The sequence below is a fragment of the Pseudomonas sp. GW821-FHT10C09 genome (assembly GCF_059415465.1).
In genome coordinates, this window is sequence record NZ_JBWKNG010000014.1 from 120279 (window position 1) to 146699 (window position 26421).

At 59.3% G+C, this 26421-nt stretch carries 22 protein-coding genes and 1 pseudogene; 17 read left to right on the forward strand and 6 right to left on the reverse strand.

All coding sequences use genetic code 11. The features are described from left to right. Position 1 precedes the first annotated feature (1 nt). Positions 2 to 901: a tyrosine recombinase XerC gene (xerC, locus tag AC07N8_RS16410; protein WP_493144600.1), complete on the forward strand. Its 900-nt coding sequence runs from the start codon at positions 2 to 4 to the stop codon at positions 899 to 901. Further along, on the forward strand, positions 898 to 1605 hold the full coding sequence (locus AC07N8_RS16415; protein ID WP_493144602.1) for an HAD family hydrolase: 708 nt from the start codon (positions 898 to 900) through the stop codon (positions 1603 to 1605). The genes xerC and AC07N8_RS16415 overlap by 4 nt, the downstream gene beginning before the upstream one ends. Before the next feature lie 187 nt (positions 1606 to 1792). Here the strand turns inward: AC07N8_RS16415 and sutA are convergent, their stop codons facing one another. The 4 genes from sutA to glnK form a co-directional block, all read right to left on the reverse strand. Then, positions 1793 to 2116: a dormancy-specific transcriptional regulator SutA gene (gene sutA / locus AC07N8_RS16420; protein ID WP_094470027.1), complete on the reverse strand. Its 324-nt coding sequence runs from the start codon at positions 2114 to 2116 to the stop codon at positions 1793 to 1795. 103 nt (positions 2117 to 2219) lie between these two features. Further along, positions 2220 to 2645, reverse strand: a complete 426-nt coding sequence (locus tag AC07N8_RS16425; protein WP_008030499.1) for a secondary thiamine-phosphate synthase enzyme YjbQ — start codon at positions 2643 to 2645, stop codon at positions 2220 to 2222. Positions 2646 to 2858: 213 nt separating this feature from the next. Next, on the reverse strand, positions 2859 to 4196 hold the full coding sequence (locus tag AC07N8_RS16430) for an ammonium transporter (protein WP_027926392.1): 1338 nt from the start codon (positions 4194 to 4196) through the stop codon (positions 2859 to 2861). Between the two features lie 37 nt (positions 4197 to 4233). After that, the gene (glnK, locus tag AC07N8_RS16435; RefSeq protein ID WP_002555808.1) at positions 4234 to 4572 is read right to left on the reverse strand and encodes a P-II family nitrogen regulator; all 339 of its coding nucleotides are present in this window, start codon (positions 4570 to 4572) and stop codon (positions 4234 to 4236) included. Between the two features lie 420 nt (positions 4573 to 4992). Here glnK and AC07N8_RS16440 point away from each other — a divergent pair, with 420 nt between their 5' ends. Next, the gene (locus AC07N8_RS16440; protein WP_493144606.1) at positions 4993 to 5253 is read left to right on the forward strand and encodes an accessory factor UbiK family protein; all 261 of its coding nucleotides are present in this window, start codon (positions 4993 to 4995) and stop codon (positions 5251 to 5253) included. Between the two features lie 416 nt (positions 5254 to 5669). After that, the gene (locus AC07N8_RS16445) at positions 5670 to 6197 is read left to right on the forward strand and encodes a BRO-N domain-containing protein (RefSeq protein WP_493144607.1); all 528 of its coding nucleotides are present in this window, start codon (positions 5670 to 5672) and stop codon (positions 6195 to 6197) included. Here the strand turns inward: AC07N8_RS16445 and AC07N8_RS16450 are convergent. Continuing rightward, a complete protein-coding gene (locus tag AC07N8_RS16450; RefSeq protein WP_493144609.1) occupies positions 6194 to 6472 on the reverse strand; it encodes a HigA family addiction module antitoxin in 279 nt (92 codons plus the stop codon). The genes AC07N8_RS16445 and AC07N8_RS16450 overlap by 4 nt on opposite strands. Before the next feature lie 199 nt (positions 6473 to 6671). On the opposite strand from AC07N8_RS16450, the gene AC07N8_RS16455 reads away from it, so the two are divergent. The 5 genes and pseudogenes from AC07N8_RS16455 to AC07N8_RS16475 all read left to right on the forward strand — a co-directional run bounded on the left by AC07N8_RS16455 (position 6672) and on the right by AC07N8_RS16475 (position 11262). Further along, positions 6672 to 6866 carry a hypothetical protein gene (locus AC07N8_RS16455; protein ID WP_493144610.1) on the forward strand — a complete coding sequence of 65 codons (195 nt, stop codon included), beginning with the start codon at positions 6672 to 6674 and terminating at the stop codon, positions 6864 to 6866. Between the two features lie 150 nt (positions 6867 to 7016). After that, a pseudogene (locus AC07N8_RS16460) lies at positions 7017 to 7142 on the forward strand (magnesium chelatase domain-containing protein); the annotation flags it as partial. A 137-nt stretch (positions 7143 to 7279) separates the two neighbouring features. After that, complete coding sequence (locus AC07N8_RS16465; RefSeq protein ID WP_493144611.1) at positions 7280 to 8596, forward strand: serine/threonine-protein kinase; 1317 nt, start codon at positions 7280 to 7282, stop codon at positions 8594 to 8596. Continuing rightward, positions 8593 to 9312, forward strand: coding sequence for a PP2C family protein-serine/threonine phosphatase (locus tag AC07N8_RS16470; protein ID WP_493144613.1), 720 nt, complete (start codon positions 8593 to 8595; stop codon positions 9310 to 9312). The genes AC07N8_RS16465 and AC07N8_RS16470 overlap by 4 nt, the downstream gene beginning before the upstream one ends. A 456-nt stretch (positions 9313 to 9768) precedes the next feature. After that, positions 9769 to 11262, forward strand: a complete 1494-nt coding sequence (locus tag AC07N8_RS16475; protein ID WP_493144614.1) for a YifB family Mg chelatase-like AAA ATPase — start codon at positions 9769 to 9771, stop codon at positions 11260 to 11262. 6 nt (positions 11263 to 11268) lie between these two features. On the opposite strand, the gene AC07N8_RS16480 is transcribed toward AC07N8_RS16475, so the two are convergent. Continuing rightward, positions 11269 to 12483, reverse strand: coding sequence for an aldose 1-epimerase family protein (locus tag AC07N8_RS16480; protein ID WP_483841690.1), 1215 nt, complete (start codon positions 12481 to 12483; stop codon positions 11269 to 11271). Positions 12484 to 12750: 267 nt separating this feature from the next. Between AC07N8_RS16480 and AC07N8_RS16485 the strand changes: the two genes are divergently transcribed. The 8 genes from AC07N8_RS16485 to AC07N8_RS16520 are packed head-to-tail and all read left to right on the forward strand — an operon-like array spanning position 12751 to position 26418. Next, on the forward strand, positions 12751 to 14142 hold the full coding sequence (locus AC07N8_RS16485) for an SrfA family protein (protein ID WP_493144617.1): 1392 nt from the start codon (positions 12751 to 12753) through the stop codon (positions 14140 to 14142). Between the two features lie 17 nt (positions 14143 to 14159). Further along, positions 14160 to 17225: a virulence factor SrfB gene (locus AC07N8_RS16490; protein ID WP_483841688.1), complete on the forward strand. Its 3066-nt coding sequence runs from the start codon at positions 14160 to 14162 to the stop codon at positions 17223 to 17225. Then, positions 17222 to 19933 carry a putative virulence factor gene (locus tag AC07N8_RS16495; protein ID WP_493144622.1) on the forward strand — a complete coding sequence of 904 codons (2712 nt, stop codon included), beginning with the start codon at positions 17222 to 17224 and terminating at the stop codon, positions 19931 to 19933. Before AC07N8_RS16490 ends, AC07N8_RS16495 begins: the two co-directional genes overlap by 4 nt. Positions 19934 to 19936: 3 nt before the next feature. After that, positions 19937 to 20974 (forward strand): hypothetical protein, encoded by a 1038-nt coding sequence (locus tag AC07N8_RS16500; RefSeq protein WP_493144624.1) that lies wholly within the window; start codon positions 19937 to 19939, stop codon positions 20972 to 20974. Beyond that, positions 20974 to 22965: a vWA domain-containing protein gene (locus tag AC07N8_RS16505; RefSeq protein ID WP_483841699.1), complete on the forward strand. Its 1992-nt coding sequence runs from the start codon at positions 20974 to 20976 to the stop codon at positions 22963 to 22965. Before AC07N8_RS16500 ends, AC07N8_RS16505 begins: the two co-directional genes overlap by 1 nt. A 10-nt stretch (positions 22966 to 22975) precedes the next feature. Continuing rightward, entirely contained in the window at positions 22976 to 23677 is a 702-nt protein-coding gene (locus AC07N8_RS16510) for an ABC transporter ATP-binding protein (protein WP_493144628.1), read from the forward strand. Continuing rightward, on the forward strand, positions 23661 to 24884 hold the full coding sequence (locus AC07N8_RS16515) for an ABC transporter permease (protein ID WP_483841684.1): 1224 nt from the start codon (positions 23661 to 23663) through the stop codon (positions 24882 to 24884). Before AC07N8_RS16510 ends, AC07N8_RS16515 begins: the two co-directional genes overlap by 17 nt. Next, a complete protein-coding gene (locus tag AC07N8_RS16520) occupies positions 24874 to 26418 on the forward strand; it encodes an SUMF1/EgtB/PvdO family nonheme iron enzyme (protein WP_493144630.1) in 1545 nt (514 codons plus the stop codon). Before AC07N8_RS16515 ends, AC07N8_RS16520 begins: the two co-directional genes overlap by 11 nt. Positions 26419 to 26421: the final 3 nt, after the last annotated feature.

Below are 26421 nucleotides of genomic sequence, written 5' to 3' on the forward strand. Positions count from 1 at the left end.
CATGGAACGGCAACTGGACGCTTACTGCGAACACCTGCGCAGTGAGCGACAGGTGTCGCCGCACACGCTGTACGCCTATCGCCGCGACCTCGATAAGGTGCTGGGCTTCTGCGTCAAACAGAACATCGGCAGCTGGGCCGCGCTGGACATCCAGCGCCTGCGCAGCCTGATCGCCCGCCTGCATTCACAGGGCCAATCGTCGCGCAGTCTCGCGAGACTGTTATCAGCGGTTCGCGGGCTCTACCACTATCTGAATCGCGAAGGCCTGTGCGACCACGACCCGGCCAATGGCCTGGCGCCGCCCAAAGGTGAGCGCCGCCTGCCGAAAACCCTCGACACCGACCGCGCGCTGCAACTGCTGGAAGGCGCGGTGGAGGATGATTTCCTGGCGCGGCGGGATCAGGCGATTCTGGAGTTGTTCTATTCCTCGGGATTGCGCCTTTCCGAGCTGACCGGGCTTAATCTGGATCAACTTGACCTGGCCGATGGCATGGTTCAAGTGCTGGGCAAGGGCAGCAAAACCCGTCTGTTGCCCGTCGGCAAGAAAGCACGCGAAGCGCTGGAGCTGTGGCTGCCGCTGCGGGCCATGACCAATCCAGCCGACGACGCCGTATTCGTCAGCCAGCAAGGCCGGCGCCTCGGGCCTCGGGCGATTCAGGTGCGGGTCAAGGCTGCCGGCGCGCGTGAGCTGGGACAAAACCTGCACCCGCACATGCTGCGACACTCCTTTGCCAGCCACCTGCTCGAGTCCTCGCAGGACCTGCGCGCGGTGCAGGAACTGCTCGGCCACTCGGACATCAAGACCACCCAGATCTACACCCACCTGGATTTCCAGCACCTGGCCACGGTTTACGACAGCGCCCATCCACGGGCCAAACGCATTAAAGGCGATGACTCATGACCATCCAATTGATCACCTTCGACCTCGACGACACCCTGTGGGACACCGCCCCGGTAATCCTCAGCGCCGAAGCCGTATTGCGTGAATGGCTGACCGAGCATGCGCCGAACCTTGGGGCGGTGCCGGTGGAGCATTTGTGGGCGATTCGCGAGCGGATCCTCAGCAGCGAACCGGGGCTCAAACATCGCATCAGCGCGTTGCGTCGCCGCGTGTTGTTCCATGCGCTGGAAGAGGCCGGTTACGACCATGACCAGGCCAACGATCTCGCCGACCAAAGCTTTGAAGTGTTTTTGCATGCGCGGCATCAGATCGACGTGTTCCCCGACGTCGAGCCGACCCTGGAAACACTGGCCAAGCACTACGCCCTCGGCGTGGTCACCAATGGCAACGCCGATGTGCGTCGGTTAGGGCTGGCGGATTACTTCAAGTTTGCGTTGTGCGCCGAAGATATCGGCATCGCCAAACCGGATGCGCGGTTGTTTCATGAGGCGTTGCAACGCGGTGGGGCAACGCCCGAGACGGCAGTGCACATTGGTGATCATCCGGGTGATGACATTGCCGGGGCACAGCAGGCAGGGTTGCGGGCGATCTGGTTTAACCCGCAAGGCAAAGCGTGGGAAGCCAATAAGGCACCGGACGCGGAGATTCGCAGCCTGATTGAATTGCCGGCGTTGTTGGCCCTGTGGAACTCCGTCTCGGGTTGACGCAAAAACTGTGGGAGCGAGCCTGCTCGCGAAAGCGCTGGGTCAGCCGACATGGATTTTGAATGTGAGGTCCTCTTCGCGAGCAGGCTCGCTCCCACAGGGGATCGTGTCGAGCTCAAGAGTTTTGTTTCACCCATGAAAAAGCCCGCAGCGACGGCGGGCTTTTTCAGCAAGCAAGGGCAGACGCTTAGATAGGCCGGCTGCCGTACTTGTTATCAGGCTTCTTGGGAGGATCGGCGACCACGTTGGCCTCCACTTCCTGCACCTTGCCGCCCTTGGCCAAAAACTCTTCCATGGCCCGCGCGAGAGCATCGCGTTCCTTGTTCTTGGCTTCGACACTCGGCAGCTCATCGACCGATACCGCTGCCTTGGCTTTGCCTTTGGCGGTCGGAACGGGCGTTTCACCACCGTCGTCTTCAGCGACGTCTTCGGCCGCTGCTTCCAGACCTTCTTCGGTTTCGTCGTCGTCGCCTACTTCGAGGTCGTCGTTTTCCAGATCATCGTCGCTCATGTTCTACCTCATGACTCTTGCGAAAAGCAGATTAGTTATAGCCCAGCTTTACCGTCTGTCGACAGCTGCCGGAAAAATTCAATAACCGCTGGTGACCAGCGGTTCATGCCTCTTCACCGTGCACGGTGGCGAGGACTTTACGGGCACCGCCAAAATCACGGTGCTCGCCCAGATAAACACCTTGCCAGGTCCCCAGCGCCAGTCGGCCTGCCGAGATCGGCAAACTGAGCTGACAGCCAAGCACGCTGGCCTTGAAGTGCGCCGGGAGGTCGTCCAGGCCTTCGTCGTTATGCTCATAGCCGTCTGTTCCTTGTGGGATCAGACGATTGAAAAATCGTTCGAAGTCGCGACGTACCGCCGGATCGGCGTTCTCGTTGATGGTCAACGACGCCGAGGTATGCTGTAGCCACAAATGCAACAGACCGACCCGACACGCCTTGAGTTCAGGCAAGCCGGCGAGTAACTCGTCCGTTACCAGATGAAAGCCCCGGGGCCGCGCCCGCAGGGTAATCAGAGTCTGTTGCCACATACAGTTCTCCGCACGTTCGGGGCGCATTCTAGCGCGCTCTGGGAAAAAACAAAGGCCCTAATATTCCTTCAATCATGTAAGCCATTGGCCGCAGAAAAACGCCCGTCGTAAACGCCCCTGAACGTGTACGAAAAAACCTTTCAGCAGTTCTATCACTGACAAACGCCAGACAAAAAAATGCCCGGCAAGCCGGGCAAGTTTTTTATGCGCGTCTTACAAGTTGTAGCCGCGTTCGTTATGGAGTGCCAGGTCGATGCCGACAGCCTCTTCTTCTTCCGTGATACGCAGGCCCATGACAGCGTCCAGGACCTTGAGAATGATGAAGGTGACGATCGCGGTGTAGATCACCGTGAAGCCCACGCCTTTGCACTGGATCCAGACTTGTGCGGCGATGTCGGTGACGGTGCCGAAGCCACCCAGGGACGGCGCAGCGAACACACCGGTCAGGATCGCGCCGAGGATACCGCCGATACCGTGTACACCGAAGGCGTCCAGGGAATCGTCATAACCAAGTTTGCGTTTCAAGGTGGTGGCGCAGAAGAAGCACACCACGCCCGCTGCCAGGCCGATCACCAGAGCGCCCATCGGGCCCACGGTGCCAGCGGCTGGCGTAATGGCGACCAGGCCGGCGACCACACCCGAAGCAATACCCAGTGCACTTGGTTTGCCGTGAGTCATCCACTCGGCGAACATCCAGCCCAGCGCAGCGGCGGCGGTTGCGATCTGGGTCACCAGCATCGCCATGCCGGCGGTGCCGTTGGCCGCAGCTGCGGAACCGGCGTTGAAGCCGAACCAGCCGACCCACAACATCGCGGCACCCATCAGGGTGTAACCGAGGTTGTGCGGGGCCATTGGGGTGGTCGGGAAGCCTTTGCGCTTGCCCAGCACCAGGCAGGCAATCAGACCGGCCACACCGGCGTTGATGTGCACCACGGTGCCGCCGGCGAAGTCGAGCACGCCCCAGTCCCACAACAGGCCGCCATTACCGGACCAGACCATGTGCGCAATCGGTGCGTAAACCAGGGTGAACCACACGCCCATGAAGATCAGCATGGCGGAGAACTTCATCCGCTCGGCGAAAGCACCGACGATCAACGCAGGAGTAATGATGGCGAAGGTCATCTGGAAGGTGACGAACACCGCCTCAGGGAACAGCGCCGCAGGACCCGTCAGGCTGGCCGGCGTGATGCCGGCGAGGAAGGCCTTGTTCAGGCTTCCGAAGAACGAGTTGAAATTGATGACGCCCTGTTCCATGCCGGTGGTGTCGAACGCGATGCTGTAGCCATAAATGACCCACAGGACGCTGATCAGACCGGTAATGGCGAAGCACTGCATCATCACGGAAAGAATGTTTTTGGACCGAACCATGCCGCCGTAGAACAGCGCGAGGCCGGGAATGGTCATGAACAGCACGAGGGCTGTCGAGGTCATCATCCAGGCGGTGTCGCCGGAATTGAGGACTGGGGCCGCCACTTCGTCTGCCGCCAAGGCCAGGCCGGGCATTACGAGGGACAACAGGGCTCCTAGCCCTGCGAATTTACGCAGAGTCATATTGTTTTCTCCTGGGGCGTTGGGTTTGTGGCGGCTTTTAAATCGCGTCGGTATCGGTTTCGCCGGTACGGATGCGAATCGCCTGTTCCAGATTGACCACGAAGATCTTGCCGTCACCGATCTTGCCGGTGTTGGCTGCCTTGGTTATCGCCTCGATAACCCGGTCCAGATCCTTGTCGTCAATGGCGACATCGATCTTCACCTTGGGCAGAAAATCGACCACGTATTCCGCGCCGCGATACAGCTCGGTGTGACCCTTCTGCCGACCGAAGCCTTTGACTTCAGTAACGGTAATGCCCTGCACGCCGATCTCGGACAGCGACTCGCGCACGTCGTCCAGTTTGAACGGCTTGATGATGGCAGTGACTAGCTTCATGAAAACTCTCTCCCGAATTGGTGGACTTGCCCCAGGAAAACAAACCCGACTCAAGTCTAAGCGCAGTGCCTGGCTTTGTAACGCATCGTCGGCCTTGAATGCCCGTCCGACCCCAGCTAACCACCCCGTACGAAACACTTCCCCCGTTTCGCCTGGCGCACTGCATTCGTCACAGCGACTGCATCAGTGCATGGGTTGATAGTCACTAAGCAGAAAGCTTGCCATCTCGCCAAAAACCTCTGAATTCAATCCCTTGGCCAATACCACGAGCCGGCGTTCTCCATTACCCGCGAACTAACGCACAACAACAGTGCGCTGCCGTCCGTCCGCATGCGCGAAAAGCGTGCGCGGGCTACCCGCCGGAATTGACTATAGACACTGCGTGATACACTGCCCGCCATTGTTTCCAGGACCTTTCCCATGCTCGCGCCCAAAGACTTCCTCGACGCCCTGACGGGCACCGCCTCCCGCCTCTTCAGCGGCGAAACCCCGCTGCCGAAAAGCGAAATCGAAAGCCAGTTCAAGGCGTTGTTGCAGAGCGGCTTCAGCAAGCTCGACCTGGTCAGCCGGGAAGAATTTGATAGTCAGATGGTTGTGCTGGCTCGCACCCGTGCACGGCTGGAAAGCCTTGAGGCCAAAGTTGCGGAACTGGAAGCGAAGCTGACTCCGCCAAGCGAGTAACACGATCGATCCCACGGTGAAACCCAATCCACTGTGGGCCCCCAATCTACTGTGGGAGCGAGCCTGCTCGCGATAAGGTCGGAACGACCTTCCAGCTATTCCGGATTCAGCGCTGATTCAAGGCAGAGTCCTACAACGATCTCATCCGCCGTCCGATAGCGCCGCAAAGCTCCAGTTCCTAAGCTCACCCAATGCTGAATGTTCAGCACTGGGTTTGGCGACCCGGAAGCTTAAGGCGCATTACGACCATCCGATGGCGGGTTTACTTCCGCCACATCGAGTCATGGCGGTTGTGCGTGGGAGATCTTCGGGTCTGCCGGGTTCCTTTTGCTCCGGTTCGCCAACCCGCGTACAGCTGCCACCCAATCGTTTGGCGACGATTGACGGCAGCCCCTTTAGCAAAAGGAGTTGTATCAATGAATAGCAATGACGTTTATCTAATTCCCCACGTCTTCACCCGCCACAAACTCAGCCTCCACGCCCTCCTCCTGGAAAACCAACCCTGGTTCAGCGCCCGCGACCTCGGCCGACTGCTCCGCCTTTTCCTCGACGAACGCGCCGTCCGAAAAATCGACCCCGATCAACACCAGTCCGCGCAAATCCTCATCCATGGCGTCATCGAAGACACCCTGCTGATCAGCGAATCCGGCATCTACGCCCTGCTGGTCTACCACTACTGCCCCGAATACCGGGCCCTGCGCGAATGGCTGACCCACGACGTGGTCCCCGCCCTCAGGGACGCACAGCAACCGACCACAAACGAACGCCCGATTTTGAGCCTGTTGAACTGGCCCGAGATGTCATTGAGTTTGCTGCACTGGAATAACCAGCCGTGGATTCGGTTGCAGGATGTTCCGCACATGCTGGGAGAAGGTGAACGGCCACAGCGTGCGGTCATTGCGCCGTGGTGGAAGCGTGCTTCACAGGTGCTGCAGTCGCTTTAATTACTCAAATCGCTACCACGTCCGATTTCGGCTTTGCGCAGCTCGTAAGTCAATTGCAAGTTCAGCCAGAACTCGGGCGTGGTGTGCAAATGGATGGAGAGCTTCTTCGCAAGACCTGCACTGACACCGACCTGCTGACTCACAACATCGCCTATTTCCGCCTCTGGCTCGTTCAGCAATCGAGCCAAAGCCTCGTTTGCAATATCCAGCGGCTTTAAAAACTCTTCGCTAAGAATTTCACCAGGATGAATCGGGCACATTCCATTCCTTTTCATTCGCGTCTCCTATGGCTGTTTCAGCGAGATAATAAGTAGCAACCTTCTTATCGCAAGACCAACCGCGCTCTTTCACCGTCGTCCTTCAACTTTTTAGGCACGGCCCTACAAAAAAAGCAGCTCTCCAGTCTGATTTAATAGTTCGCACCGGCTCCTCTACGCTTCCCGCCAAACAAAAATTCAATCCCAGGAGGTGCGAATGAGCCCAAAAAAGCGAAAGGCGAAGCTGTTACAAATTGCTGAGTTTCACGCCGAAGCACGTCGCTTGGCTGGAAGTTTATCGGCCAATCAAGAACGTTTTATTGAAGTCGCCATCGCGCATGGCAAAGAACTTGAACCAAGCGGTTGGCTGGCCGGTGGGCAAGCTGATTTTTTCGATAAAAAAACCGTCTAGTGGCGGCTTTTTTACCTCGCCGATGCTCTGGTTCGTAACCGTAACATCCCGCGAAAGTTTGCTCGCGTAACCGCCCCACCAATCCCCTCTCCCCGTCTACCCTTAAAAAACCCGCAGGAAGCGGCCTCTCGTCTAGCTCAAGGAACGACCATGCCCCTCTCCATCGTCCACTGCCGCGCCCAGATAGGGGTGGATTTGCCCGCCGTCTCTGTAGAAGTTCATCTGGCCACAGGCTTGCCGTCGCTGATGATGATCGGCTTGCCTGAAGCGGCGCTTAGCTAGCGATTTATCAAAATCCAGCCAAAATGAGCAAAAAGCGGTGACGTGACCCTAAAGGGTAAACACGGTAGAATTGTGGGTCGGCCTACGCCCCTAGGATTCGAATCTGCTCACCAAATTTCACGGAGACACCGATGACGTATACGTTTAACTACGCCAAAGGCCGCGGCGGATTTGCAAGGGTAGATATCGTCTCCAATCCTCAAGGTCAGCAGTTCGCGCAAAAAACCTATGACCCACAATCACAGCTCTTGAATGACGTTGGAGATGCAGAGCTTCGGCGCCGTTTCGTAAGGGAAGTCCAATACCAATCATCAGTGAACCATCCGAATGTCGTGCAGATTTTGGAAAGCTTCCTGTCGGCTGACCCGCCCGCGTTCATCATGCCAGTGGCAGACTGCACCCTCAGAGACGAAATGGCGTATGACCCGACCCTAGGGACAAATCTGCATACCGCTCTGTCCGATATCCTCAATGGCCTAGAACACCTCCATCGGAGTGGATATGTACATCGTGACCTGAAGCCTGCGAACGTGCTGCGATTCACAAACGGCACACAGGTGAGATACGCCATCTCCGATTTTGGTCTCATGAGTGCATCGCACAGTGACTCCTCGACATTGACGGGGACGAACGCTAATGGCGGCACGACTAACTACGCCGCCCCAGAGCTCATAGGCAATTTTCGGCGAGCCACAGCGGCTGCCGACATATACGCCTTCGGCGCTATCCTACATGACATCTTCGGCAATGCAGCTCAACGCATTCCTTATACGGAATTAGATGGGCCTGGCGAAATAGGCGCAATAATACAGCGCTGCACGAAACGCCTGCCCATGCGTCGATACCCTAATGTAAGCGTATTGCGCGATGAACTATATCAGGCTCTAAACAATCGACCTGTAGTGTTCAATTCATCCGGCGAAGAGCGCATTGTAGACTTACTAAGAGCTAACGCGACCTTAACAGATGCTCAATGGGACGAAGTTTTCATTCAGATTGAAAGAAACACAGATAGAAGCCAATCTACAAATACTATTTTTCAAGCGTTATCAATTGATCACATTACAGCGCTGAGCGCAAATGCGCCTGAGTTATTTATTGCCTTTGGGAGTTATTTCTCCGACCATATCAACGGTGCAAGCTTTAATTTTGACTATTGCGATGTTCTCGCAAGCAAAGCCGAGATTTTCTACAACTTTGGCGATATAACACTAAAAACAAACATCGCGCTCTCGCTTCTTTATTTAGGTGTTTCTCACAATCGCTGGTATGTAGAGAGAAAGGCAGCCGCTATGGTTTCTAGCTCAATAGAGGATGCGCTTGCCGACCGGATTCGGGTGGAGATTGCAGTGACCAATTATCCATTCGCATCCCGAATACAAAGCATGGAAAGGTCGATTAGTTTCACAAGGGAGTCACTACATCCAACTCTTAGAGCGCTCGTATGACTATCGAGAGCTTTAAAATCGACTCATTTTCGTTTCCTGGCAGGAATAAACCTAATCAAGATTCGGTGATGACCAGAAGATATGGAAAAGGTCATCTGGTACTCGGTATCGCTGACGGAATGGGTGGCAAACCGGGTGGAAACTTCGCGTCCAAAATTGCACTTCAGACCATTGATTCAGAATTAGATAATAACCCTGAGATTTCAATTGAAGAGATTTTTTCACAGGTGAAAAAAGCACTTGTGGCGGATAGCCACTCATTTCCAGCCTTTGGAGAAATGGCTACAACCCTTACCGTATGCTTGATTAAAGGAAAGGAAGTTACCCTTGGACATGTTGGAGATTGCCGAGTATACCAACTTAGAGGTAACGGAATCGCTACGAGAACAAAAGACCAAACTGAAGTTCAACGGCTGCTTGATGACGGAATACTTCCTCGACACATGGCTAAGGATTATCCCAGAAGAAACATACTTCTTTCCGTAATGAATGCAACGCTGGAGTATACCCTTCAGAAGAGCACGTTCAGCATGAAGGCCGGAGATAGGATTGTCCTAATGAGCGATGGAGCGTATAGCCTTCTTTCCAAATCAGAAATCAGAGACCTTTCGGTCAGCACGGAATCCGAAGCCTCGTTCAAGTCCAGCGTTCTTGAGTTAATCCGAACACGCCCTATCAAAGATGATTACTCTGCAATATTTTGCCGAGTCAATTAATACACCTCCAACCCTTGTAGTTTAAAACCTGCTCTATCGAGTAGAACCCTAAGGAGAAAAATTGGAGTGTGCGGCCTTCTGGCGTGTATTTTATAAAGGCACTTACGCCAGTTTTCTAATGTTCAAAGATATTTCATTTTTACATTAGCGAATATTTCATATTGTAGGTTCGCCCTTCACGCTTAAACGGGACAGATCTATTAGAAAAGCTCTTAAATGCCAAGACCGATCCTGCATCCGCAACCTTTCTCCGGTGTCCTTCATTGGTCTCGGCAACGTCCTACAAAAACCTCATCCCGCGACTGATTACGTCGGTACTCCACACTCGCTTACGCTCCACCAACCAGAAAGACACTCGCAACATCCTGCGAAAGTTTGGTGCCTGTGCCGTCGCGCGACCCGGCTACTCTTCAAAAAACCGCAGGAAGCGGTTCCCGTAAAGCTCAAGGAACGACCATGTCCCTCTCCATCGTCCACAGCCGCGCCCAGATTGGCGTGGATGCGCCCGCCGTCACCGTCGAAGTCCACTTGGCCAACGGTTTGCCATCGCTGACCATGGTCGGTTTACCCGAAGCGGCCGTGAAGGAAAGCAAAGACCGGGTTCGAAGCGCGATCATCAATTCAGGCCTGCAATTCCCAGCACGACGCATCACGTTGAATCTTGCCCCGGCGGATTTGCCAAAGGACGGCGGACGATTTGATCTGGCGATTGCCTTGGGGATTCTTTCGGCCAGCGTGCAGGTGCCGACGTTGACGCTGGATGATGTGGAATGTCTGGGGGAGTTGGCGCTGTCAGGCGCAGTGCGGGCAGTACGCGGTGTATTGCCGGCAGCCTTGGCAGCGCGCAAGGCCGGGCGGTCGCTAATGGTGCCGCGAGCAAACGCTGAAGAAGCGTGCCTGGCCTCAGGGCTCAAGGTGATCGCGGTGGATCATTTGCTGGAAGCGGTCGCGCACTTCAATGGGCACACACCGGTCGAGCCTTATGTTTCCAATGGTTTGCTCTACGCCAGCAAACCCTATCCGGACCTCAATGAAGTGCAGGGGCAACTCTCGGCCAAGCGCGCCTTGCTGATTGCCGCGGCAGGGGCACATAACCTGTTGTTCAGCGGGCCGCCGGGCACGGGCAAAACCCTGCTGGCGAGCCGTTTGCCGGGGCTGTTGCCACCCTTGGCCGAGAACGAAGCGCTGGAAGTGGCGGCGATTCAATCGGTCACCAGTTGTGTGCCGTTGAGCCATTGGCCACAGCGGCCATTTCGCCAACCCCACCACTCCGCCTCAGGACCCGCACTTGTAGGTGGAGGTTCGAAACCTCAACCCGGTGAAATCACCCTCGCCCACCATGGCGTGTTGTTTCTCGATGAACTCCCGGAATTTGATCGCAAGGTATTGGAGGTTCTGAGAGAGCCATTGGAGTCTGGCTGCATCGTGATTTCCCGCGCCAAAGACCGCGTACGATTCCCGGCGCGATTCCAGTTGGTCGCCGCGATGAACCCGTGCCCTTGTGGATATCTTGGCGAACCGAGTGGCAAATGCAGTTGTACACCGGACATGGTCCAGCGCTACCGCAATAAACTGTCGGGGCCGTTGCTGGATCGCATCGACCTGCACCTGACGGTCGCGCGGGAAGCTACGGCGTTGAACCCTGCGCGCAAACCCGGTGACGACACCTCCACCGCCGCATTACTGGTCGCCGACGCACGAGAGCGACAACATAAACGCCAGGGCTGCGCGAACGCTTTCCTTGATCTACCGGGCCTGCGCCAACACTGCAAGTTGTCCACAACCGACGAAGCCTGGCTGGAAACCGCCTGCGAGCGTTTGACCTTGTCACTCAGGTCAGCCCATCGACTGCTCAAAGTCGCGCGTACCTTGGCAGACCTTGAACAAGTCGACGGCATTACTCGCGAGCACTTGGCCGAAGCGCTTCAGTATCGGCCGACCTCAAACTAGCAGGGACTATTCCTTGCTCAGGTCCACCAACGGCGCCTGCCGCACCTCAGTCTCCCGCCCACCTTGAATATCACTCACCGTCTTCAACGCCTTATCCACAGCCCCTTTATCCGCCAGCAAGCTGTACCGGATCTGGAACTGCTTCTGTTCTTTAACCCCAATCATCGGCACCAACCCCAGTGGCCGCTGATACCGCCGGTTGTAAGAAAAACTCGTCCCCGGCTCCAACCCGGTCACATACCCCTGCCCCTGCGTATCGGTGTTTTTCCACAACGAAAAAACCGGCAACTGCTGAGTATTAAACCCGACCGAAACCCCAAGGCTTCCCGCCTTGTTATGCAACACGGTCAACGTGTCACCCTGGGCATCGCCATAAGGCACAACGTTGTAAACGGTCTCGTCATAATCCTTGGTCGGCGCGCGGTAGGTCTGCCAGTCCGGCAAATCGCCTTTGGCCTTGTCATTGAACGGCGAAACCTGTTTCACCGGCGCAGCGAATCGAGCGCCCTGCTCCAGGAACGGGGTACTGAAATTACTGTGGTACAGCGCCTGATATTCCTTCGGATAATCACCGTTGTTGGTCAGGGTGTCGTTGAGGGCGAACGTGACGCTACCGGGCTCCGTGACCAGTTCGGTCATCACCGAGAAGTCGACTTTCTTGAACGCCTGCTCTTTAAGCTCGCCACGCAGACTGATGGCGTAAGGCGGTTTTTCATCGATGTGCAGAGAGACTTTGCTGGCCGGGATGTTGGCGGCACGGCCATGCAGGGTCAGCAGTTCGCCGTTGTCCATGCCGGGATGGCCGACCCATTCGTAACCGCAGCGGGCGACCAGTTCGTTGAAGCCTTCGAGCCAACCCAGGCCGCCGCGGCCGTTGAGCTCGATGAAGGACGGATTGACCACATCCTTGACCGGCGAATCCCAGCCCATGCGCACAGTACCGACCGACGCCTGCAAGACGTTCATCCCGCGAGTCGGGACCACCGAGAGTTTCATCGTGCCGTTATCGATGTCGACGATGCTGACGCCTTCTTGCCGACCACCGTGCAAGGTGCGAAGGGTCACGGAAAAAGGTCGGTCGGTTTTCACCCCGAGTTGTTGGCTGGTGATCTGCCAGTTCTGGGGAGCCTTGTCGCTGTCGAGCAGCACGTAATCCCAGGCCAGGGCGTGGGAGGCCGCGGTGAGCGCCCCGAAGGCGACAGCGAGTTTGAGCAGGGTCATGGGAAAAGCCTTTCTTGGAGTTGTGCGTTTTTTATAGCGCTGATGAAACGTTTCAGCAAGCTTAAAAAAGCGCACCTCCGAGCCTTCCCAAGTCAATTCAAATTGACCTCATGCAACCTCTGCACACTTACGCTAGTCTCATACGGTTTTGGACCTCCGCTAATTGACGGCGACATCATTATGACATTAAGGTCGCCAGCTAATTGCAGGAGCAAGCGCAGACACCTTTGTCTGTCAATTTTGCGCAACGGAACATATGGAGTTTGAATGCGCGGGGCACTATTACGCAGCGGTAAGAGCGGGTCATTTATTGCCCTGGGCGAAACAGGTCAACCGGTCTACCGGGCTGCCTTGCAATTGCGCGAAGCCATTCGCCGCAAAAATCCTGAGTTGGTCGATCATCTGGCCATCCCTCAAAGCGATGAGCTCGGTAACCAGATCGACTGGTACAGCGGCCTCGACGGTGATGTGATCCCGTGGAGCAGTGCGACCGAAGAAGAACGCGCGCCTGCCCGCCTCCAACTTGAAGCGCTGAAAACCGCGCTCGAAGACTTGAGCCAGCGTTTCCTGGTGACTGATTCCGGCGAACCGCAGCAAGGCGACAAGGCCGTGTTCGGCAAGCTGCTCAAGCGCGTCATTCATTTCCCCGACGAGAATTTCGTCTACCTGGTGCAAGGCAAACCGGTGCTGACCTTTTGGGGTTTCGAGCATGCCGGTAACGGCACTCGCGATCCCCTGCACTGCCTCTATCAGGTTCCGCCCGCGTTCACGCTTCCACCTGAGGTCGAACCCGCGCCTGTTGTTGCGCCCGTCGTGCCGGTGGTTGCTCGTCCATGGTGGCGGCGCTGGTGGTGGCTGTTGCTGCTGCCGCTCCTGCTGCTGCTTTTGTGGCTGCTGCTCGGCCTGCGCGGTTGCGTACCGATTCCGTCGGTGGCGGTAGACCTGTTGCCTGAGGGCATCGTGCCGGTGGAAAAACAACTGGAAGAGCCGAAGCTGCCTGGCAATGTCACGACGTTGAATGGCGTTCCGGTGAATGGCACGGTTGTTGGCTCCACCACGGGAACCGGCACCGCCGTGACCGGAACCCATGGCGTGGAAGCGCCGGCGGTAGAAGGTAGCGAAGCTGACACAGCGCCCGCCGGCGTGACCCAAGACCCCGGCAAAGACCCGGCCAAAGACCCGGCAGCAGACCCGGCCGCCGAATCACCAACCACACCACCCGAAAACAAAACCGCGCCGCCGGATATCACATCGCCCGAGGCCGAAAAACCCGCCACAAAACCCGGCCCTCCGCTGAGCATTCCGCCAGACGCCGCTGACGGTGCCGCCAAGTTCCTCGACGGTCAGTACCGCGCCGGGGCGGGAATTCAGGATCGCCGGACCGGCAAACCGTTGCGTCTGGAGTACCAGCTCAAGGACGGCAAGGGCGAAGTCACCGTGCACCAGGCCGACGGCACCAAGTGCAGCGGGCCAGTGAGCGCTACCATGAAGGGAGGCAGCTTGGCCATCGACAGCCAGGGTCAGGCCGTGTGCGCCGATGGCAGCACTTACGACATGCCCAAGGTCAACTGCCGCAAAGGAGCGACCACGGTCGCGGACTGCACCGGCGGTTACGGAAAAGATCAATTCCCCATGTCCATGCGGCACGCGGCCGAATAAAAACGGAATAACCTGACATGTTGCCTGAAGTCACCCAATTCGAAGACACCGTCACGCTGGTCAGCGACACCGGCATCCAGTTCATGGATTTCGCCCTGCGCCTGGACCCCCGCAAGGAACCGGCGGGCGAATTCGCGCCGATGATCAGCGGACTGATCTGCCGCCTGGCGTACAACCAAGAGAAAGACTTCTTTTTCTACGAGCCCGAACCGGAAAAGATCGAGAAGGCCAAGCCTGCGTTCAGCGTCGACATGAAGAGCAGCCTCGAATTGCTCGACGGTGTCTGGCTGCCGACCCCGTTTTTCCGCTTCATGCCGCCCCATCGCTTCGATGAAGGCCCGACCAACTGGTCGCGCATGCGCCTGGTGAAACTGGCGACACCCGACATTGACGGCAACACCCACCGCCTGACGATGGCGTTCGACAGCCGTGTGATGCCCAAGCGTGACGGCACCGCTTACCTGGCGCCAAACGAAGAAGACATCAGCTCCGGCGTGTCCTTCAAACTGGCGACCAAGGCCAGCGAAACCCGCTGGTTCCTGGCGCAGCCGTGGGTCAACGAGTGGCTACTGGAAGTCTTCAACGAGGGCAATGCCCACCGTTCGCGCGCAGAGCTGGACACCGATATCCGCGCCAACTATCACCTGGCGCACTACCTCAATTTGCTCAGCCTGTTGAGCACGCCGTCCGCTGCCCAGCAATCAACGGTCCGTGCAAAAGTTGAAATCCCCGAGCTGAAAGTGGTTGCCAACGACAGCAATGGCCTGGTCAAACCGATTCCGGTGGACCTGGTGCTGGACGTCGGCAACTCGCGCACCTGCGGCATCCTGATCGAGAACCACGGTCAGGCCGGCTCCGGGCTGAAGCAAAACTACGTGCTGGAACTGCGTGACCTGATCACCCCGGAACACACCTACAACCTGCCGTTCGAAAGCCGCGTGGAGTTCGCCCAGGCGTATTTCGGCAAGGATCACTGCTCGGTCAAGAGCGGCCGGCACGATGCGTTCCAGTGGGCGACGATTGCCCGCGTCGGCAATGAGGCCAGCCGTCTGGCCAGCCGTCGTCGCGGCACCGAGGGCTCCACCGGCCTGTCCAGCCCGAAACGCTACCTGTGGGACGAAAACGCCTACGGCCATGGCTGGCGTTTCAACTGCTCGTACATCAAGACCGACAGCGAGCCGTACGCCACCGCCGCGCCGTTCTCTCACCTGATCAACGAAACCGGCGAGGCGCTTTACAGCCTCGAAGAAGATGATCGCCTGCCGGTGTTCATGCCGCGTTATTCGCGCAGCTCGCTGATGACCTTCATGCTCGCCGAAGTGCTGGCCCAGGCGCTGTCGCAAATCAACAGCCCGGCCCAACGCTCGCGCCAGGGTCACACCCGCGTGCCGCGCCAGCTCAACAGCATCACCCTGACCGTGCCGCCGGGCATGCCCCAGGCCGAGCGCAGCATTCTCAACGAACGCATGCTGCAAGCCATCGGCCTGGTGTGGAAAAGCCTCGGCTGGCATGCCGGCGAGGAAGACCCGCATCTGGATCAGGCCGTCAGCCCGCGCACGCCGATCCCGAGCATTCGCGTGGAATGGGACGAAGCCTCCTGCGGCCAGTTGGTGTACCTGTACACCGAGGTCAACGAGAACTTTGCCGGTCACCCGGAAGAGTTTTTCGACACCATCGCCCGGCCGGACAAGACCGACCGCGAACGCATCACCCTGGCGACCATCGACATCGGCGGCGGCACCACCGACCTGGTCATCACCGACTACCGCCTCGACCGTGCTGGCAATACCGGCAGCGGCAGCAACGTACACATCGTCCCCGAGCAGCGTTTTCGCGATGGTTTCAAAGTCGCCGGTGACGACATCCTGCTGGACGTGATTCAAGACTTCATCCTGCCGAGCTTCGAAAAAGCCTTGCAGAACGCCGGCGTGAAAGCCCCGGATTCGCTGATGTCACGCCTGTGCGGCGACGAATCGGTCAGCGCTCAGGACATGATCCTGCGCCAGCAATTGAACCTGCAGGTGTTCGTCCCGCTGGGCCTGGCACTGCTCAAGGCGTACGAGCATTACGACCCGCAAGTCCCGCAAGAAGTCACCCCGCAAAGCTATCGCCAGTTGCTCGGTGACAACGCTATCAGCCAGACCGTGCTTGACTACGTCAACGCCGCCGTGCGCCGCGATGTCGGTGCTCAGAGCGGTTTCGACCTGTATGCCGCGCCGATCAGCTTCGACCTGCAAAAGCTCCACGCCGCGTTCCTCAACGACCAGATCAACATCACCAAGATTCTCGGTGCGCTGTGTGAAGTGGTCGCGCATTACCCGTGCGACGTCCTGCTGCTGACCGGCCGCCCTTCGCGCCTGCCCGGCATCCAGGCGTTCATCCGCAAGGTGCTGCCGCTGCCACCGGGGCGCATTCTGGCGCTGCAAAACTACCGCACCGGCGGCTGGTATCCGTTCCACAAGAACGGCCGGATCGACGACCCGAAAAGCACCGCGTCGGTCGGCGCGATGCTCTGCCTGCTCTGCGCCAACCATAGCGTGCCGAACTTCTACTTCCGTGCGTCGGCGCTCAAGCCGTATTCGACGGTCAAGCATATCGGCGTGATCGACCTGAACAACGTGATCAAGGATGCCGACGTGCTGTACCGCGACATCCAGTCCGAAGACTACAAAATCAAGCTGCCGGAAATCGGCGTGGGCGAGGCCGCCGACACACCACAACTGGAAATGCGTGGCGATCTGCGCCTCGGTTTCCGCCAACTGGCCGCTGACCGCTGGGCCGCCTCGCCGCTGTACACGCTGCGGTTCACCAAGGTCGGTCGGGAAAAGTTTTCCCGGGCGATCGGCGAAAACGGCAGTGCGCCGTTGCTCAAGGTACGGTTCGAGGTCAAGCCGGCGGACAAGTACACTCGCAAGCAGGATCTGGTCAGCGACCGCCTCTCGGTTCGCAACATCGAATCCAACTGTAACAACGTCAACTTCAACCCGCGCAGCGACCTCGAGCTGGAACTCAACACCATGCTCGACGCCGGCCTGAGCGAGACCAAGTACTGGCTCGACAGTGGAAGTGTGAAACGCAAATGAATGACCTGACCCCCGATCAAACTCAGCTCTCTGCCAGTTGGGCCGCTGTTTATGAAGGCGCCGGTCAGGCGCTGGACTGGATTGCCCAGACGCGCGGCAACGCGCCGCGCCTGGACAGCGAAGCCGATAACCTGAACATCCGCCTGCACCGTGCCCGCAACCTGGCTCGCAGCCTTGGCCGCGTGGCCTGCACGCCGATGACCATTGGCTTTTTCGGCTTGTCCCAGGCCGGCAAGTCCTACCTGATCTCGGCCCTCGCAGCGGGTCAGAACGGCAAACTGGAAACCGATTTCGGCGGCCAGCGCCTGGACTTCATCAAGCACATCAACCCGGTGGGGGGCGGCAAGGAAGCCACCGGCCTGGTGACGCGCTTCAGCCGTCGGGCGACGGAAAGCCAGGACAATGACTTTCCGGTACAGCTCACGCTGTTCAAGGAAATCGAGCTGGCGAAGATTCTCGCCAACTCCTGGTTCAAGGATTTCGACCTTGAGCGCATTTCCTACGAGATCGACGAAGAGCGCATCCAGCGCGTGCTCAAACCGTTCGAAGGCCGCGAAACCGGACCGCTGCAAACCGGTGTCAACGCCGACGACCTGGTGTCGCTGTGGGATTACCTGCGCGACAACTTCCGCAACTCGGTGAAAAAACTTGAGCACTTGTACTGGCCCAAGGCATTGCAGTTGGCGCCACGCCTGAATTTCCAGGAACGGGCCGAGCTGTTTTCGATCCTCTGGGGTGAGCAAAGCGAACTGACGCGGGTGTACCAGCAACTGGCCGGCGCCCTGCACGCGCTGGGCCTGCCCGAAACCGTGTTCGCACCGCTGAAGGCCTTGGTGAGTTTCGAAAACGACACCTACAGCCAGCGCGACAGCATCATGAACGTCGACATCCTCGAACGCTTCGGCAGCCCACGGGACTTGCCGATTGAGGTTCGGCCCCTGATTGGCGGTCGCCTGCAAAACAGTCAGGGCATCCCGGTCGCGCAACTGGCGGCACTGACGGCCGAAATGACCTTCCGCCTGATCGAAGCGCCGCTGGATGACATCGTCAATCAGGTCGACCTGCTGGACTTCCCCGGTTATCGCGGGCGCAAGAAGCTGCACGAGATCGCCGACTCCAACGATCCGCAATCCGCCACCAAGGACAACTCCGTTTCGCAGCTGATCCTGCGGGGCAAGGTCGCCTACCTGTTCGAGCGCTACACCGACAACCAGGAAATGAACGCGCTGGTGGTCTGCACCGGTTCGACCAAGCAGAGCGACGTCAACGACGTGGGCCCGGTGCTGACCCGCTGGATCGAAAAGACCCAAGGCGCCGACTCGGCCGCTCGCAGCAAGCGCGACACCGGTCTGATCTGGGCGCTGACCATGCTCGACCTGCGCATCACCAATTCCCTGAGCCTGACGCCGGACCAGTACGACGAGAGCTGGAACGGCATGGTCAAGCTGACCATGCTGGAGCGCTTCGGCAGCCTGAGCTGGATGAGCGATTGGGCCGGCACGCCGTTCCAGAACACCTTCCTGGTGCGCAAACCGCGCATGGACGCGGCGTTCATCGAGCAAGACGCGAGCGGTGCGGAAACCGGCCTCAACGCCATCTATCAGGAACGTGTCGACGCACTGGGCAGCAGCTTCGCCAGCAACGCCCTGGTGTGCAAACACATCAAGAACCCGGTTAATGCCTGGGCGCAAATGCTGCGCAACGATGACGGCGGTATCAGCCACTTCAGCAGCAGCTTCACTGGCGTGGCCAACATCGAATTCAAATTGCAGCGCATCCGCGAGCAATTGAGCGAATGCCTCGAAGGCCTGACCACTCACGGCCTGAGTACTTGGTACCACGCCGACGCCGACGGTGCCGCCGCCGCGAAGAAAGCCCAGGCGCAGATGATTCTGACCGGCCTGGGCCGTCGCCCGGCAGTGCTCGGCGAGCTGATCGATCAACTCGACATGCCGAGTGAAGAGGTGCGCGACCTGTACCTCAGCGGCGTGTATGAAACCGATGACGAGCCGGCCGCTGACGATGAACCGGTCTCGCCGACACCGAGCCAGAGCCTGTACGGCAACGACGCCGGTTTCGATTTCGATTTCGGTGACGACACCAGCCCTGAAGCGCCCGTCAGCAACAACACCGGCACTCCGGCGCCCGAGCTGCAAAGCAACGAGCACCGATTCGCCAAAGCGGCGTTCAAGGCCTGGATCGCGCATTTGCGTGAGCTGACCACCCGCCAAAGCCTGCTCAATCTGCTCGGTCTGGAAAAGGCCTTGCTCGAAGCGGTGGTCGACGAACTGATCACTGCCGGCTATCGCCAGGACCTGCCGGGGCAACTGAGCCGCGCCGTCCTCAAGCGTGCACAAAGCGGCGCGCGGCGCGATCAACTGGTCGAGCGGCAGGTATTCGAAGTGCAGCGTGTACTGCGCGATTTCGTGTCCTGGTTCGGCTACCTGCAGAAGCCGGTGAGCGAGCGTCCGAACAGCCGCGCCGGTGCCAAGGCGCCGCTGTTCTCGTTCTACACCGACGTTGGCCCGGGACAAGTGCCCGTGCTGCCGGCACAACCGGCGAACCAGGCGCAGCGCTACCTCGGCGACTGGCTCTCGGGCCTGGCCTATGTCACGCAGGACAATGCCGGCCATGGTGCCGGACGTGAAATCACCCCTGAACAGAACGAACGGCTGGGCAAAGTGCTCACAGCCTTCGCAGCGAGATAAGTAATGCCAATTCGTGTCGACCTGCTCGCGTTAGAGCCCAATGTGCCTGGCAAGGCCCGCCTTACTGTGAAGAAGTGGCAGGGTGGCGAGGAACAGCTGGAGTTTTCCATTCAGCGTAACCAGGACGGTTTTTACCTCCAGGACCACAAGGCCTGGAGCAACAATCCATTCTGGTTCAAGGTCTCGCGTTTCGACGTCACCGCCAGCGGCGACGGCCTGGAAGCGCAGGTCGGCCCGGACGTGGTCGACCCGCTGCTGGAGGGTGGCGTCAACTCGCAATTCCAGATCGAACTGCGTGAACAGAGCCAAGGCCACGCCGACAAAGGCGTGGTTCGCCCAGGCGTTGGCGTGTTGCCGTCCACGGCCGGCGGCCAGACGCGCTCGACGTATGGCGGCGCCGAACTGACGGCGCCGAGTGCACCGGCACCCACGCCGGAAATCCTGGAAATCCCGGAGCTGCCTGAACTGGTCCTGTCCACCGCCGAGCCCGAAGTGGAGCTGGAGTCAGTGCCCCACGACCCCGACTACGCACCACCTCCCCCTCCGGTGAAGAAAAGCAACAAAGGCCTGATCGGCCTGTTGATTGTCGTGCTGTTGCTGCTCGCAGCGGGTGGTGGATTCTGGTTCTACAAACGCACTCCGGCGCCTGCCCCGGTGGCCGCCAACCCTGCCGCCGTACCGGCCGGCGCTGACGCTCAAGCCTGCACCCTCGAGAGCATGAACAGCCTGCCTGAATTGACCTTCGTCCAGACCTGCATCAAGGCGGCGCCCGACAGTGCCAAGTTGCTGGAGATCATCAATCAGGCCAAGGCCGGCAAACACTGCGGTGTCGCCCAACGGCTGTACGCCAACCGTGCCCAGGCCGGTGACGCGCTGATCGCCAACGCTTATGCGCGCGAATACGACCCTAAATACCTGCAGGCCAGCGAGTGCTTCCCGACCGCGGACAATGCCACTGCCGCCTATTGGTACGAAACCATCCTCACCCAGGACCCGAACAACGCCGAAGCCAAGCAGCGTTTCGAGGAGTTGCAGAAGTGATGCGTTCTCCCCTGAGTCGATTCCTGTTGAGCGGCGCCGCCCTGCTGGCGCTGTGCATCAGCCCGCTGTCCCAGGCCGATGACAAGCCGCTGATCCAGGCCGGTAAAAAAACCCTGTTCCAGCGCGTGCTGACCACCCCGGGCTGCAAGATCAGCCCTACGGCCGGCGGTGCCGCCGGTGACGAACAGCCGGTGTTCAGCCGCTTTTACGTGTACGAGCGCGCGCAGGCGAACAACGCCGAGTGGCTGAAAGTCGGCCCCGACAGTTACGGCAAAACCATTGGCTGGTTGCCGGCCGGCTGCACCACCGACTGGAAGATGCAGCTGACGCTGGCCTTCACCAACCCGGCCAACCGCGACCGGTTGCTGTTTTTCAAGGACCGCGCCACCGTCGAAGCCATCCTCGATGCGCCGGACCCGGTGAGCAAAGTTGCACCGCTGCGGGCCAAGCTGAAAAAGGGCCAGCAGGCACCAGGCGTACTGGCTGAAGAACCTGAATTCTTCGTCGACCTGCAAAAGCAGTTCTACCTGCTGCCGGTGCTCAGCGGCGAAGAAGTCATGACCGAAAGCGGTTTCCGCACGCGCCTGCTTAACGTCGCGTCGGTCAGCAAACCGGATGACAAGACTGCCAAGGCCGGTGCTGCCAACAGCGCTGCCGGCGGCAAGGAAGCCGAAGACAAAAACGCCAACCAACTGAAGGAATTCAGTGCGGCGGTGGTGTTTGTCATCGACTCGACGATTTCCATGGACCCGTACATCGACCGCACCCGCGAGGCAATCCGCAAGGTCTATCAGCAGATCGAAGCGCAGAACCTCGGCAAGCAGGTCAAGTTCGGCATGGTCGCTTTCCGCTCCAACACACAGGCGGTGCCGGGGCTGGAATACACCACCAAGATGTACGCCGACCCGACCAAGGTGAAAGACAGCGCCGACTTTTTTGCCAAGATCGCCGACCTCAAGCAGGCCTCGGTGTCGAGCAGCAGCTTCGATGAAGATTCGTTTGCCGGCGTCATGGAAAGCATCGACAAGGTCGACTGGAGCCAGTTCGGCGCGCGCTACGTGGTGTTGATCACCGACGCGGGCGCCATCGAAGGCGACGACAAGCTGTCGAAGACTGGTTTGAGCGCCGCACAGGTGCGTATCGAAGCCGCCAACCCGGGCGTGGCGATTTACACGCTGCACTTGAAAACCCCGGCCGGGGCCAAGGACCACGCCAAGGCTGAGGCGCAGTACCGGAACCTGTCGACTTACCCGGGTACCAACACCTCGCTGTACTACCCGGTGGACGCGGGCGATGTGCATGAGTTCGGGCGCAAGGTCGACGCACTGGCCGCCGCGATCACCACTCAGGTGAAAGCCGCCTACATGGGCGAAGACGCCATCGGCAGCGCGGCGAACGCCAAGCAGGACCCGGCCGAGAAGAAAATGCTCGAGGACGCGGCGCTGATCGGCCACGCGATGCAACTGGCCTATCTCGGCGAGAAGACCAACAGCAAGGCCCCGCCGGTGTTCAAGGCGTGGATCACCGACCGCGACCTGATCAAGCAGAACATCCCGACCACCGATGTGCGGGTGCTGTTGACCAAGTCGCAGCTCAGCGACTTGAGCGACGTGATGAAAAAGATCCTCGATGCCGCCAACGAAGGCCTGATTTCGCCAACGGAAATGTTCGATCGCCTGCGCACAGTGGCGGCGACCATGGGCGCCGATCCCAATCAGCTCAAGCAGAACAGCAACGCCAAACTGGCGGACATGGGCGTGCTCGGCGAGTACCTCGAAGACCTGCCCTACCAGAGCGAAGTGCTGAACCTGGATGAAGAGACCTGGAAGAGCTGGGACGGTCTGGCGCAAGAGAAATTCATCCGCACGCTGAACACCAAACTGCGGCATTACCAGCGTTACAACGCTGACGTCGACCGCTGGGTTGCTTTAGCCAAGGACAGCGATGCGCGGGACAACGTGTACCCCGTGCCACTGGAAATGATGCCTTAACGAGACGCTGATGCTCGATATCAAGAACCTGCTGGTGCGCCGTGGTGAAGGCGCACAGGCTCATCATGTGCGTCTGCCGAACTTGCAGGTCGGTGCCGGGGAAATCCTCGCCATCACCGGCGAGAGCGGCAGCGGCAAAAGCACCTTGCTCGAAGCCATCGGCCTGTTGCTCGCGCCGGTGGAACTCGAGCGCTTTCGGCTGGGCCCGACGCTCGCTCAGGACGTAGCCCAACTGCTGGCGACCGACGACCAACCGGCGCTCGCAGCGGTGCGTTCACGGCATTTGGGCTTCATTTTGCAGAGCGGCGGCTTGCTGCCGTTCCTGAGCGTGCGCGACAACATCAGCCTGCCACGCCGTTTGCTCGGGATGTCGGTGAAGAGCGCGCACATCGACCACGCCGTCGACGTGTTGCGCCTGCAAGGGTTGCTGGATAAACAACCGCAGGCCTTGTCGATCGGCGAACGCCAGCGCGTGGCCTGCGTTCGCGCGATTGCCCATGAACCGCTGCTGCTGTTGGCCGATGAACCGACCGCCGCGCTCGACCCGCTCAGCGCCCGGCGTTTGTTCGAGTTGCTGCTGAGCCTGGTGTCGAGCATGGGTTTAAGTGCGCTCGTGGTGTCCCATGACTGGGCCTTGCTGAAGGATTTCGGCTTGCCGCGACTCGGCGCTATCAGCCGTCAGGGAGAAACACTGTTTGAACCGATGGACTGACCGCTTGCGCCTGCTGGCCTCACTGGCGCTGCAAGACCTCTGGCACGACCGCAAGGTCTCGCTGTGCATTGCCGCGTCCCTGGTGGCGGTGATTGCGCCGCTGTTGCTGCTGTTCGGGCTCAAGCACGGGGTGGTCAGCCAGTTGCAGGACGAACTGCTGCGTGACCCGCGCAACCTTGAAGTGAAGATGCTCAGCAACGGCAACTACGACACGGCCTGGATCGAGCGTTTGCGCCTGCGCCCCGAAACCGGTTTTGCCCTCGGCCAGACGCGCTCGCTCAATACCCAGGCAGACCTGCTGATCGGCATGCAGCGGTTTGTCGAAGGTGCTGAAATCATCGCCACCGAGCCGGGCGATCCACAACTCAACATGGCGTCGCTTACCCCGGTCGGCAATCAAGTGATCCTCAGCGCCAGCGCCGCGCAGCGCTTGCAGGCCAAGGTCGGCGACAGCGTGAAACTGCGAGCATTGCGGCGCCTGGAAGGGGTCAATGAACGCGGTGAGATGACGCTGACAGTGTTGGCAGTGCTCGACGGCGCCCGGTTCGGGCGTGCGGCCGGGTTTGTCGCCCCGCCGCTGCTGCTGGATCTGGAGCACTTTCGCGACGGTTATCAAGTCAGCGCTTTCGGCATCGCCACCGGCAAGCCGCTGGGCGATCTGCAACCGCTGTACGCCCGCGCCCGTGTTTATGCGCGCGACATCGATCAGGTCGCGCCGCTGGAGCACTGGCTCAACGAACAACACATCGAAACATCCAGCCGATTGGCCGACATCGACAACGTCAAAGCCATCAACCATGTGCTGGGGCTGATCTTCGGCGTGATCGCCGTGGCGGCGCTGATCGGCTGTGTGGCGTCGATGGTCGGCGCGTTCCTGGCCAACATCGACCGCAAGCGTAAAAGCCTGGCGGTCCTGCGCCTGCTGGGGTTCAAACGTCGGGCCGTCGGCGGTTTTGTGGTTCTGCAAGCGCTGATACTGAGCCTGGCCGGTTACATCGGCGGGCTGGGGTTTTATGCTGTCGGCAGCCATTTGTTCGATTACTTGCTCGGCAGCAGCCAGGCCACCGGCACCTTCGTTTGCCACATTACTGTCTGGCACGGCGTTGCCGCCCTGCTCCTGACCTTTCTGGTCGCCGCATTGGTGGCCGTGATCGGCGCCCTGCGAGCCATCAACATCCAACCTGCGGAGAGTCTGCGTGAGCTATAAACGTTTTGGCTTGCTGTTGCCCCTGAGCCTCGGCTATTTGCTCGACGCCTCGGCGGCGGGCTGGGAAGAGAAGTTTTACAACCCGATGCCGGACGCCGCCGACGTGGTGCTGCCGATGCCCTGCGAAGGCTCGATGGTGTTTCGCAAGGTGTTCATCCCTGTCGCCGGACCGCTCGACGACTACCCGATCAACATCGGTCAGGACGGCGCGGAATACGGCTACGTCGAACAGACCCGGCCGACATTCATCGCCGGTAGTTTCACAGGCGGCAAGAACGACAAATCCCGCTACTACCTGATGGCCAAGTACGAGATGAGTCAGCTGCAATACGCCGCGCTGACCGAAGCCACCTGCCCCACCGCCGCCACCAAACTGCGCGTGCCGCAAACGGCCGTGAGCTGGGTGCAAGCCATCGAAGCCGCCGACAAGTACAACCTGTGGCTGCGCAAAAACGCCGCCGACAAGTTGCCCAAGGAAGACGGCGCGCAGGGCTTCCTGCGCTTGCCGACTGAAGTCGAGTGGGAGTTCGCCGCACGTGGCGGGCTGGAAGTCAGCGCCGCTGAATTCCGCGATACGAACTACCCGATGCCGGACGGCATCAATGCCTACGAGTGGTTCGCCGGGGCGCAATCGTCCAACGGCAAAGTGCAGTTGTCCGGCCTGCAAAAGCCTAATCCGCTGGGCCTGCATGACATGCTCGGCAACGTCGACGAAATGATGTTCGAGCCGTTTCGCCTGAACAAACTCGACCGTCAGCACGGTCAGGCCGGCGGCTACGTGGTGCGCGGTGGCAACTACCTGACCGCCCAGGCCGACCTGCGCACGGCATTGCGCAAGGAAGAGCCGTACTACAACGCCGACGGCCAGGTGAAGAACAAAACCACAGGCATGCGCCTGGTCATGGTTTCCCCGACCCTGACGTCTCGCGAGCGGGTCGCCAGCATTGAAAACAGCTGGAAGAAACTCGGCACCGGCAGCAAGGAAACCGAATCCGCCGACAAAGGCACGGTGCAATCCCTGAACAGCCTGGCCTCGGGCGTCGAAGACAAAGCACTCAAGGAAAAACTCCAGGCCTTGGAGAACCAATTGCGCGCCAGCAACCAGCAGCAGGAAGAAACCCGCGACCAGGCGATTCGCGCCAGCCTCAATCTGGGCGCATTCTTGTGCACCAAGATGCTCGACGACGGCCAGTACGTGGACTTCCTGCAAAAGAACTACAAGCTCAATTGCGAAAGCGCGGACAAAGACGCGAGCTGCGACATGCGTAAAACCAAGCTCGACGAGCAGAAGGATCGCCTGCACAAACTCAGCCGTTACTACGCCAGCAGCCTGGTGGAATCGGCGACCTTGTACGGCCAGCCACTGCTTGAAACACAGGTCCCGGTGATGGAAGAAATCATCACCCGCAACAAACAGCTGCAAGACCTGAAACCTTACTTGCGCACCCACTGGGCCAATCAGAAAGCGTTCCTGCAAAAACAGAAGATCGACACTGAAGCCTGGCTGAGCAGTTGCAAAGCCGTCACTCAATAACAA